At 50.5% G+C, this 11,721-nt stretch carries 9 protein-coding genes and 1 pseudogene; all 10 read left to right on the top strand.

The features are described 5' to 3' along the window. Window positions 1–2: 2 nt before the first annotated feature. Window positions 3–434 (top strand): hypothetical protein, encoded by a 432-nt coding sequence (locus tag RRV97_RS07950; RefSeq protein ID WP_070504278.1) that lies wholly within the window; start codon window positions 3–5, stop codon window positions 432–434. Window positions 435–700: 266 nt separating this feature from the next. Then, complete coding sequence (gene mraY, locus RRV97_RS07945; protein WP_036493428.1) at window positions 701–1,783, top strand: phospho-N-acetylmuramoyl-pentapeptide-transferase; 1,083 nt, start codon at window positions 701–703, stop codon at window positions 1,781–1,783. Between the two features lie 116 nt (window positions 1,784–1,899). Continuing rightward, window positions 1,900–2,388: a group II truncated hemoglobin gene (locus RRV97_RS07940; RefSeq protein ID WP_315611210.1), complete on the top strand. Its 489-nt coding sequence runs from the start codon at window positions 1,900–1,902 to the stop codon at window positions 2,386–2,388. Window positions 2,389–2,435: 47 nt separating this feature from the next. Then, window positions 2,436–3,590, top strand: coding sequence for an SEL1-like repeat protein (locus RRV97_RS07935; protein WP_315612252.1), 1,155 nt, complete (start codon window positions 2,436–2,438; stop codon window positions 3,588–3,590). Window positions 3,591–3,679: 89 nt separating this feature from the next. Then, window positions 3,680–5,446 (top strand): SEL1-like repeat protein, encoded by a 1,767-nt coding sequence (locus RRV97_RS07930; protein ID WP_315611209.1) that lies wholly within the window; start codon window positions 3,680–3,682, stop codon window positions 5,444–5,446. 42 nt (window positions 5,447–5,488) lie between these two features. Beyond that, window positions 5,489–6,826, top strand: a complete 1,338-nt coding sequence (gene murD, locus RRV97_RS07925) for a UDP-N-acetylmuramoyl-L-alanine--D-glutamate ligase (RefSeq protein ID WP_315611208.1) — start codon at window positions 5,489–5,491, stop codon at window positions 6,824–6,826. Window positions 6,827–6,839: 13 nt separating this feature from the next. Continuing rightward, window positions 6,840–7,400: a murein L,D-transpeptidase family protein gene (locus RRV97_RS07920; protein ID WP_315611207.1), complete on the top strand. Its 561-nt coding sequence runs from the start codon at window positions 6,840–6,842 to the stop codon at window positions 7,398–7,400. 203 nt (window positions 7,401–7,603) lie between these two features. Continuing rightward, a pseudogene (locus tag RRV97_RS07915) lies at window positions 7,604–9,099 on the top strand (amidase). Window positions 9,100–9,371: 272 nt separating this feature from the next. After that, the gene (locus RRV97_RS07910) at window positions 9,372–10,634 is read left to right on the top strand and encodes a putative peptidoglycan glycosyltransferase FtsW (RefSeq protein WP_315611206.1); all 1,263 of its coding nucleotides are present in this window, start codon (window positions 9,372–9,374) and stop codon (window positions 10,632–10,634) included. A gap of 4 nt (window positions 10,635–10,638) precedes the next feature. Further along, window positions 10,639–11,706 (top strand): undecaprenyldiphospho-muramoylpentapeptide beta-N-acetylglucosaminyltransferase, encoded by a 1,068-nt coding sequence (gene murG, locus RRV97_RS07905; RefSeq protein WP_315612251.1) that lies wholly within the window; start codon window positions 10,639–10,641, stop codon window positions 11,704–11,706. Window positions 11,707–11,721 lie beyond the last annotated feature (15 nt).

Raw genomic sequence — 11,721 nt, 5'->3', positions numbered from 1 at the left:
AAATGGAACAGAAAAGGAAACGGCCTATACTGTTGCAGGTTATCGTTGGGATGATGGTAGTGGCAGCAGTTTTATGGCCGGTTGTAGTGTGGCAGTACATCAAAGATGTAGGGTTTGAGGCAATAAGCGAAGCATACGAAAGTACAAGTGGACGTTGGGGGTGGTTTGAATTTTGGTTAGGAAATTTTCATTTCCTTGTGCAAGTGATATTGATGCTGGTTAGTGCTGTTGGGCTATGGAGAGGTAAGGATTGGGCGCGTAGGTTGTGGCTGTATGGCTGTATACTGTATATCGTCTACAATATGGTCGGTTATTTGGTTTCCCCTAGGAACGGTTTTCCATTGTTGGATGTCATCATTCGTGTTGCAATTTGTTACAGCTTGTTTTGTTTACATCCCAAGGATTATTTTCAAACCCAAGAAAATAAAACTTGAAAAGGCCGTCTGAAATATGAAAAAGATTTTTCTATTGGCTGGTTTGCTGTTTGCCGCGTTTTATGCCGGAATGAAAGTATAGGCATTTATCTATGAAGATACCTGCTTGGACTTGGGCGGCGGAAAGAATCCCGGAAACTATCCGATTTGCGTGGTAGAGAAATAATCTTAATCAATAAGGCCGTCTGCAATTTCAGACGGCATACCGATTGATGTTTAATTGGGCATAAGCCCGCTGTAACAACAAAAACAAAAAAGGAAGTTCCATGTTTTTATGGCTCGCACATTTCAGTAACTGGTTAACTGGTCTGAATATTTTTCAATACACCACATTCCGCGCCGTCATGGCGGCTTTGACTGCTTTGGCGTTTTCCCTATTGCTTGGTCCGTGGACCATCCGCAAACTGACTGCGCTTAAAGTCGGCCAGGCAGTGCGCACCGACGGCCCGCAAACCCACCTCGTCAAAAACGGTACGCCAACCATGGGCGGCTCGTTGATTTTGACCGCCATTACCGTATCCACAATCTTGTGGGGCAACTGGGCAAACCCGTATATTTGGATTCTCTTGGGCGTATTGCTTGCCACGGGCGCACTCGGTTTTTACGACGACTGGCGCAAAGTGGTTTATAAAGACCCTAACGGCGTGTCTGCCAAATTCAAAATGGTGTGGCAGTCCAGCGTTGCCATCATTGCCGGCTTGGCGTTGTTCTACCTTGCGACAAATTCCGCCAACAATATCCTGATTGTTCCCTTCTTCAAACAAGTTGCCTTGCCGCTTGGCGTAGTCGGCTTCTTGGTATTGTCCTACCTGACTATCGTCGGCACATCCAATGCCGTTAACCTGACCGACGGTTTGGACGGCTTGGCCGCATTCCCCGTTGTACTTGTCGCCGCCGGTCTTGCCATTTTTGCTTATGCCAGCGGCCACTCACAATTTGCACAATACCTGCAATTGCCTTACGTTGCCGGCGCGAACGAAGTCGTGATTTTCTGTACCGCCATGTGTGGCGCATGTCTCGGCTTTTTGTGGTTTAACGCTTATCCCGCGCAAGTCTTTATGGGCGACGTCGGCGCGCTCGCGCTTGGTGCGGCACTCGGTACTGTTGCCGTCATCATCCGCCAAGAATTTGTCCTCGTCATCATGGGCGGCCTGTTTGTTGTTGAAGCCATTTCCGTTATGTTGCAGGTTGGTTGGTACAAACGCACCAAAAAACGCATTTTCCTGATGGCGCCGATTCATCACCATTACGAACAAAAAGGCTGGAAAGAAACCCAAGTCGTCGTCCGTTTCTGGATTATCACCATCGTTTTGGTGCTGATTGGTTTGAGTACCCTCAAAATCCGCTAAATCTCCAAAGGCCGTCTGAAAGTTTCAGACGGCCATTATGTAGGATAAGCATGTTTGTCTGAATCCTCTATTTCAAAAATAAATCCAGCAATAATCCACACAGAAAGTCCCCAAATATGTACCAATCTTTCGGTGGCGCAACCGGCATCCGCACCCTGACCGACCGTTTCTACGACTTAATGGAGCTTGAGCCGAAATACCAAGCCTTGCGCCAAATGCACGGCGAAGACATGACCCTGATACGCGAAAAGCTCTACGAATTTTTCAGCGGCTGGCTCGGCGGCCCGCAACTCTTTGTCGAAAAATACGGCCATCCCCAACTACGCGCCCGCCATATGCCGTTTGCCGTCAACGTACAAGTCCGCAACGAATGGATCGCCTGCTTTGCCCAAGCCATGAGCGAACTGGACATCGACAAAGCACTTGCCGAACCTGTTTTAATCCAAGTTTTTGCCATGGCAGATTGGTGTCGTAACCAAAACGAAGACGGTATCGAACCGCCTATGCCGCCGATGGCGGTTGATCCTTGGGTACGCGCACCGGAATTACAGCAGATTTTGAGTAGCTATGGTGTAAATAGCTTTTTTAAGGAATTCGCTAGTTAAGACCGTCTGAAAAACTAGGATCAAACAGAAACAATAATTTGAGTGTGATGGATTTTAGAATGAAGGTTTCGGTAAAAAAAATAATAATGGGCGTGTTGGCTTGCTTTGGGTTAGGACAAGCAGCTTTAGCTGAGAGTATTCCAGATTTTAAGAATATGCTGAGAGCTGCGGAGCAAGGAGATCCAGAAGCTCAATTAAGTATTGGAGCAATGTATGCCAATGGACAAGGTATTAGTCAAGACCACAGACTAGCAGTGCAGTGGTTTCATAAGGCAGCAGAGCAAGAGAATGCTCAAGCTCAATTTAACTTGGGTGTAATGTATCAGCTAGGGCAGGGTGTTGGTCAAGATTATGTACAGGCGGCAGAATGGTATCGTAAGGCTGCTGAACAGGGTGATACTGGAGCCCAAAATAATTTGGGTATGCTGTATCAAAATGGACAAGGTGTTAGCCAAGACTATGCTCAGGCTGCAAAATGGTTTTATAGGGCTGCAGATCAGGAAAACACAGCTGCTCAGTTAAATCTAGGTTTGCTGTATGCTAATGGGCAAGGTGTCGAGCGAGACTATGCACAGGCGTTAAAATGGTTTCGTAGAGCTGCAGAACATGGGGATGCGGCAGGTCAATATAATTTGGGTTTAGCATATGCAAATGGTAAAGGGGGACGTCAGGATTACACGCAGGCTATAGAATGGTATCGCAAGGCAGCAGAGCAAGGGAATGTAGATGCACAATATAATTTAGGTGGTATGTACGCTAGCGGAAAAGGTGTAAGACAAGATTATGTACAGGCGATTGAGTGGTACAGAAAGGCAGCAGAGCAAGGTGATATGGTTGCGCAATTAAATGTGGGTGTACTGTATGCTAATGGCCAAGGAGTTGAGCAAGACTACGTACAAGCTGTGAAGTGGTATCGCAAGGCGGCAGAACAAGGAAATGCCAAAGCTCAATTTAATTTGGGTGTAGTGTATGCCACTGGGCAAGGAGACCGTCAAGACTACGTACAAGCAGCACAGTGGTACCATAAGGCAGCAGAACAAGGCTTAGCTGATGCTCAATATAATTTGGGCGAGATGTATTATTACGGACGAGGCATTCGTCAAAATCATACTCTTGCCAAGGAGTGGTTTGGTAAGGCATGCCATAATGGATCGCAACAGGGCTGTGATGCTTATCAAAAATTGGATCAGACAGGATATTGAATCTTTTTAAAAGCCGTCTGAAAATTAGGATAAAACAGAAACAATAATTTGAAAGAAATGGATTTTAAAATGAATAAATTATTAAAAAAATGATGGTAGCCCTGTTATCTTTGGGCTTGGCGCAAGCGGTTTTAGCAGATAATGTGCCGGATTTTAAGGAAACGCTTCAAGCTGCGGAGCAAGGGGATGCAGAAGCTCAATATAATTTGGGTAATATGTATGCCAATGGGCGAGGAATTCATAAAGACAATGTACAGGCAGTACATTGGTATCGCAAGGCGGCAGAGCAAGGATATGCAGATGCCCAATATAATTTGGGTACGATGTATGACCAAGGGAAAGGAGTCCGTCAAGACGATGCACAGGCAGTACATTGGTATCGCAAGGCGGCAGAGCAAGGGGATGCAGAAGCCCAATATAATTTGGGTAATATGTATGCCAATGGGCGAGGAGTTCATCAAGACTATGCACAGGCAGTACATTGGTATCGTAAGGCGGCAGAGCAAGGATATGCAGATGCCCAATATAATTTGGGTGTGATGTATGACCAAGGGAAAGGAATTCGTCAAGACAATGCACAGGCGGTGCAGTGGTATCGCAAGGCGGCAGAACAAGGATATGCTGAAGCCCAATATAATTTAGGTAATATGTATGCCAGTGGGCAAGGAATTCATAAAGACAATGCACAGGCGGTGCAGTGGTATCGCAAGGCGGCAGAGCAAGGATATGCAAAAGCCCAATATAATTTGGGTTTGATGTATGACCAAGGGAAAGGAATTCGTCAAGACAATGCACAGGCGGTGCAGTGGTATCGCAAGGCGGCGGAACAAGGGGATGCTGCTGCACAATTGAATTTGGGCGTGCTGTATGCCGATGGGCGAGGAGTCCCTAAAGACGATGCACAGGCGGTGCAGTGGTATCACAAGGCGGCAGAGCAAGGATATGCAGAAGCACAATATAATTTGGGTCTGATGTATACCAATGGGGAAGGAGTCTCTAAAGACGATGCACAGGCAGTGCAGTGGTATCGTAAGGCGGCAGAACAAGGGGTTGTAGAAGCCCAATATAATTTGGGTGTAATGTATGGTAAAGGGCAAGGAGTTCGTCGAGACAATGCACAGGCAGTGCAGTGGTATCGCAAGGCTGCGGAACAAGGGGTTGCAGAAGCTCAATTTAATTTGGGTTTGATGTATGACCAAGGGCAAGGAGTCCATCAAGATGATGTACAGGCGGTGCAGTGGTATCGCAAGGCAGCAGAACAAGGGGTTGTAGAAGCCCAATATAATTTGGGTAATATGTATGCCAATGGGCGAGGAGCTCATCAAGACAATGCACAGGCAGTACATTGGTATCGCAAGGCGGCAGAACAAGGATATGCTGAAGCCCAATATAATTTAGGTAATATGTATGCCAGTGGGCAAGGAATTCATAAAGACAATGCACAGGCAGTGCAGTGGTATCGGAAGGCGGCAGAACAAGAGTATGCACAAGCCCAATACAATTTGGGTTGGATGTATGCTCAAGGGCAAGGCGTTCGTCAAGACTATGCACAGGCAGTGCAGTGGTATTGGAAGGCGGCAGAACAAGGGGATGCGGAAGCCCAATATAATTTGGGTGTGATGTATGCTCAAGGGCAAGGCGTCCGTCAAGATGATGCACAGGCAGTGCAGTGGTATCGCCAGGCGGCAGAACAAGGGTATGCACAAGCCCAATCTAATTTAGGTGTGATGTATTACAATGGGCAAGGTGTTCGTCAGAACTATAAGATCGCCAAAGAGTGGTTTGGTAAGGCTTGTGATAACGGATTACAACAAGGTTGTGATGCTTATCGCGAATTAAATCAGGCAGGATATTGAATTTTTCTAAATGCCGTCTGAAAAATTTAGGACAAAACCAAAATGACTTTCCAAAACAAAAAAATCCTCGTCGCCGGACTCGGCGGCACGGGTATTTCCATGATTGCCTACCTGCGCAAAAACGGCGCGGAGGTTGCCGCGTATGATGCGGAGTTGAAACCGGAGCGCGTGTCGCAAATCGGTAAGATGTTTGACGGACTGGTGTTTTACACGGGGCGTCTGAAAGATGCGCTGGACAACGGTTTCGATATTTTGGCGCTTAGTCCCGGCATCAGCGAGCGACAGCCGGATATTGAGGCGTTCAAGCAAAACGGCGGGTGCGTGTTGGGCGACATCGAATTGCTGGCGGACATTGTGAACCGTCGCGGCGACAAGGTGATTGCGATTACCGGCAGCAACGGCAAAACCACGGTAACGAGCCTGGTCGGCTACCTCTGCATCAAGTGCGGGCTGGATACCGTCATCGCGGGCAATATCGGTACGCCTGTTTTGGAGGTGGAATTGCAGCGCGAAGGCAAGAAGGCTGATGTGTGGGTGTTGGAGCTTTCCAGCTTCCAACTGGAAAACACTGAAAGCCTGCGCCCGACTGCGGCGACGGTGCTGAACATCTCCGAAGACCATCTCGACCGCTACGACGACTTGCTCGACTATGCGCATACCAAGGACAAGATTTTCCGTGGCGATGGCGTGCAGGTTTTGAATGCGGATGATGCGTTCTGCCGTGCGATGAAGCGCGCCGGGCGCGAGGTGAAATGGTTTTCGTTGGAACACGAAGCCGATTTTTGGTTGGAACGTGAGACAGGCCGCCTGAAACAAGGCGATGAAGATTTGATTTCTACGCAAGACATCCCGCTGCAAGGCTTGCACAACGCCGCCAACGTCATGGCTGCCGTCGCCTTGTGCGAAGCCGTCGGTTTGCCGCGCGAAGCATTGCTGGAGCACGTCAAAACCTTCCAAGGCCTGCCGCACCGCGTGGAAAAAATCGGCGAGAAAAACGGCGTGGTATTCATCGACGACAGCAAAGGCACAAACGTCGGCGCGACCGCCGCCGCGATTGCCGGTTTGCAAAATCCGCTCTTCGTGATTTTGGGCGGCATGGGCAAAGGGCAGGACTTCACGCCCCTGCGCGACGCGCTTGCCGGCAAGGCAAAAGGCGTGTTCCTGATCGGTGTCGATGCGCCGCAAATCCGCCGCGATTTGGACGGCTGCGGTCTGAATATGACCGACTGCGCCACTTTGGAAGAAGCGGTTCAGACGGCATACGCCCAAGCCGAAGCGGGCGATATTGTGTTGCTCAGTCCCGCCTGCGCGAGCTTCGATATGTTCAAAGGCTATGCGCACCGTTCGGAAGTGTTTATCGAAGCGTTCAAAGCTTTGTAAGGCCGTCTGAAAGATGAAAGTCGGGTTGAAAATCGGCTTGGCGGTAGCTGTGCTTTCGGCTGTCGCCGCTTTGGTGTTTTGGTTTGCCGCGCCGATTCGTTCCACGACAACCGTTGCCGAGCCAAGTGAAGCGCCGTTGCCTGAAAATGCCGTTATCGACAGATTGGTCGTACATAAAAGCAAGCGCACCATGTCGGCGTACTCGCAAGGCAGGTTGCTGAAAACCTATCCCATTTCGTTGGGCAAGCAGCCGGTCGGGCATAAGCAGTTTGAAGGCGACGGCAAAACGCCCGAAGGGAAATACCGCATCAATGAGCGTAATCCCAACAGCGGCTACCATAAAAACCTCGGCGTTTCCTATCCCAACGAAGCCGACAAAGCCTACGCTGCGGCACAAGGCAAAAGCCCGGGCGGGCTGATTAAAATCCACGGCATAAAAAACGGCTGGGGTTTTATCGGCAAAAAACACCTGCAAAAAGACTGGACCAACGGCTGTATCGCGGTAACGGACGAAGAAGTCGATGAACTCTACCGCAGCGTGAAACACAACGCAGAAATTGAAATTCTGCCGTAAGCCTCGTGTGCCATTGCCTCAAAGGTCGTCTGAAAACGTTAAGGCGGTTTCAGATGACCTTTTTGCAGCAACGGTAAACTTGTTCCTTGCCTTTATCCGGTGTTACTGTTTCTTAAAATTTGCCTATGCGGGCAAACAGCGAGGCGGCGGGCAGCTATGCCTGACCGACAAAACGTGTGTTTATCAATCCGAAAGGAAAACCCATGAATTTTCAAGACTACATCCGTTACGATGCCGTCGGTTTGGCAGAGCTGATCCGTAAAAAAGAAGTGTCCGCCGATGAAGTGTTGCAGGCTGCTTTAAACCGCTTGGACGAAGTCAATCCCAAGCTCAATCTGTTGGCGCACGATTTGCGCGAACGCGCGGCGGCGTGGCAGGGGTCGTCTGAAAATGCCGATACGCCGCTGGCGGGCGTACCGTTTTTGCTCAAAGACTTGCTGGCGGATTGGGAAGGCGCGCCGACATGGTCGGGTTCGCGTATGATGCAGCATTACATTGCCAAACAAAACAGCGATTTGACCCAAGCCTATCTCGATGCGGGGCTGCGCGTGTTCGGCAAAACCACTACGCCGAATGGGGCGCGTATCCTGTTACCGAAACCGAAATTTACGGCATCACGCGCAATCCGTGGCATTTAGATTACACCGCGGGCGGCAGCAGCGGAGGCGCGGCGGCGGCAGTGGCTTCGGGCGTCGTACCCGCAGCGCACGGCAGCGACGGTGGCGGCTCCATTCGCTTACCCGCGCACAACTGCGGCGTGTTCGGGCTGAAACCCACGCGCGGCCGCAGCAGTTACGCGCCGAACGCATCGGAGGCATGGCAAGGTTTGGTATGCGACCATGTCTTGACCCGCAGCGTGCGCGACAGCGCGGTTTTGCTGGACATCGCCGCCCAAACCCAAGCCCGCGCCCTGTATGCCTGCCCGCCGCCGCCCGAAAACGGTTTTGCAGACAGCCTGAAACTAGAAACAGGTCGTCTGAAAATTGCTTTTTGGAAACAGACATGGTTTGGCGGCGGTAACGACGAAGGCACGGAAGCCGCGTTCGCCCATAGTTTGAAACTGATGCAAGACGCAGGACACGAATTGGAAGAAGCCACGCCCGATTTCGCGCCGCCCGAACAGCTCAACCGTGCCGCCCGCATCATCGTCATGGGCGAAACGGCAAAACTGTTCTACCAATATCAATACGAAACCGGACAAAAACTGCCGCACTGCCTGCTTGAACCAACAACGTGGGCAATGATTGTGCAGGGGCGGCAAATCAGTGCGGGCGAAATGGCATGGGCGCGCGACGTGATGCTGGCGCAGGAACGTGCCGCCAAAGCATTTTTCACACGCTACGACGTGTTAATGACGCCCGTCTGCCCGCGCACCACGCCGAAAATCGGCGAGATGATGCCGCCGCCCGCCGCACAAAAAGCCATGCGCCTGCTGTTTGGCACGCTGCGCTTGGGTTTTCTGTTGAAAAACAACCCGTTTTTAGAAAAAGAAGCCGCCGCCGCGCTGCAATACGTCGGTTATACGTCGCCGCTGAACATGAGCGGCAACCCCGCCATGAGCGTGCCGCTTTACTGGCATAACGGGCTGCCCGTCGGTACTCAGTTTGCCGCCGCTCACGGACGCGAAGACACGCTGCTCCGCCTTGCAGCGCAGTTGGAACAGATACAGCCGTGGGTGGAAATACCGCAGTTGGCTTAGGGTTTGTATTGGATAAAAAGTAGCCTATTTTTCTGAAGAAAAAATTTATACAAGGCCGTCTGAGAACATAAAAGCGTTTTCAGACGGCCTTTTGCCGGTATCAAAGGGTAGGGGAGGGCGCAAAGAACGTCGGAATCCGGCATCTTTAAAGATTCTGAATTGTTGGTTTGGAAATAAACCTTTAAAATAACGTTAATTCATTTTTTTCAGACGGCCTCTTGCCCATTTGCAGGCCGTCTGAATATTTTATTCAAGCCGTTACGGATGTTTTCATGATTAGTCTTTCCAAAATGCTTGACCGGCCGATTGCGCGCGATGGTTGGAAGTTTGATGTTTCTCTCTTGTGGATGGTCGTTTTGATGACGACCTTCAGCTTGGTAATGATTTATTCGGCCTCTATTGCATATGCGGCATCGGATGGGGGTAGCCAGTTTTCTTTTGTGTCCAAACAGGCAATGTTTATCCTGTTTACGGTGGCTATGTGCTTGCCGCTTTTTCTGCTGAAAATGAGCTTTTGGCGGCGGATTATTCCGTTTTATTTTGTCGTTTCCGGTTTGCTGTTGTTGCTGGTTTTGTTTGTCGGCCGTGAGATTAACGGCGCGACGCGCTGGATTCATATCGGACCGCTCAACTTGCAGCCAACCGAGTTTTTCAAATTGGCAACGGTTTTGTATTTGTCCAGCCTGTTTACGCGCCGTGAAGAAATGTTGCGCGATTTGGATTCTTTGGGTTGGTCGTCTTTGTTTACCGGTATTGGCGATTTGGTGTGCAGCCCTTTTAAAAGTGAAGCTTGGGTAAGGGTGAAGGAGCGCTTCCGTAAGTTTAAAACCCTGATTCTGCCGATTATGTCGGTGGCGGTCGGTTTGGTTTTGATTATGGGCCAGCCGGATTTCGGCTCGTTTGTCGTGATTGTCGTGATTACCATGGGTATGCTGTTTCTGGCAGGCTTTCCGTGGAAGTATTTTGCCGTATTGGTGGCGACCGTTGTGAGCGGTATGGGTTTGCTGATTTTGGCCGCGCCTTACCGCATGGCGCGTGTGGCGGCGTTTTTGGACCCTTGGAGCGATCCTTTGGGTAAAGGCTATCAGCTGACCCATTCCTTGATGGCGATTGCGCGCGGCGGCTGGTTTGGCGAGGGCTTGGGTGCGAGTTTGGAAAAACGTTTCTACCTGCCTGAAGCGCATACGGACTTTATTTTTGCCGTTATCGGTGAAGAATTCGGCTTTTTAGGGATGCTGGTTTTGGTGTTCTGCTACGGCTGGCTGGTGTGGCGCGCGTTTTCCATCGGCAAACAGGCGCGTGATTCGGGCTTGATGTTCAGCGCGTACATCGCCAACGGCATCGGCATTTGGATTGGTATTCAAAGTTTCTTCAATATCGGTGTAAACATCGGTATCCTGCCCACTAAAGGCCTGACTTTGCCGTTTATGTCTTACGGCGGTTCGGCTGTCTTTATCATGCTGGTGTGCGTTACTTTGTTATTGCGCATTGATTATGAAAACCGCCAAAAAATGCGCGGTTATTCAGTGGAGTAAAACCATGAGCGGTAAAACTTTTATGCTGATGGCCGGCGGTACGGGCGGTCATATTTTCCCTGCATTGGCGGTTGCTGAGTCGCTGCAAAAGCGCGGCCATCATGTGATTTGGCTGGGTAGTAAAGATTCGATGGAAGAGCGCATCGTGCCGCAATACGGCATACGCTTGGAAACGCTGGCCATTAAAGGCATCCGTGGCAACGGCATCAAGCGTAAGCTGATGTTGCCGTTTACGCTGTACAAAACCGTCCGCGAGGCGCAGCAGATTATTAAGAAACACCGTGTTGAATGCGTTATCGGTTTTGGCGGTTTCGTGACTTTCCCCGGCGGCTTGGCGGCAAAAATTTCCGGGGTGCCGATTGTGATTCACGAGCAAAATGCCGTAGCCGGTTTGTCCAACCGCCAACTGTCGCGCTGGGCAAAACGTGTTCTGTACGCTTTCCCCAAAGCCTTTCAACATGAAGGCGGATTGGTGGGTAACCCTGTCCGTGCCGATATTGCGGCATTGCCTGTTCCTGAAGAACGCTTTGAAAACCGTCAAGGCCGTCTGAAAGTTTTGGTGGTGGGCGGCAGTTTGGGTGCGGATGTGTTGAATAAAACCGTTCCGCAAGCTTTGGCATTGTTGCCTGAAGCGGCCCGTCCGCAAATGTATCATCAGTCCGGCCGCAATAAATTGGGCAACCTGCAGGCGGATTACGATGCGTTGGGTGTGCAAGCCGAGTGCGTGGAATTTATTACCGATATGGTATCCGCCTACCGTGATGCCGATTTGGTAATTTGCCGTGCCGGCGCGCTGACGATTGCCGAGCTGACGGCTGCCGGTTTGGGTGCGTTGCTGGTGCCGTATCCGCACGCAGTGGATGACCATCAAACAGCCAATGCGCGTTTTATGGTGCAGGCCGAAGCCGGTTTGTTGTTGCCGCAAACTCAACTGACGGCAGAAAAGCTGGCCGAAATCCTCGGCGGATTAAGCCGTGAAAAATGCCTGAAATGGGCGAAAAATGCCCGTACCTTGGCGTTGCCGCACAGTGCGGACGATGTGGCGGAAATTGCCATCTCCTGTACTGAATAAGCAGGCAGACTTCGT

The sequence above is a fragment of the Neisseria sp. DTU_2021_1001991_1_SI_NGA_ILE_055 genome (assembly GCF_032342915.1).
Taxonomy (GTDB): domain Bacteria; phylum Pseudomonadota; class Gammaproteobacteria; order Burkholderiales; family Neisseriaceae; genus Neisseria.
The sequence above is the reverse complement of the archived record's forward strand: the minus strand, read 5'-3'. Positions and strand labels throughout refer to the sequence as shown.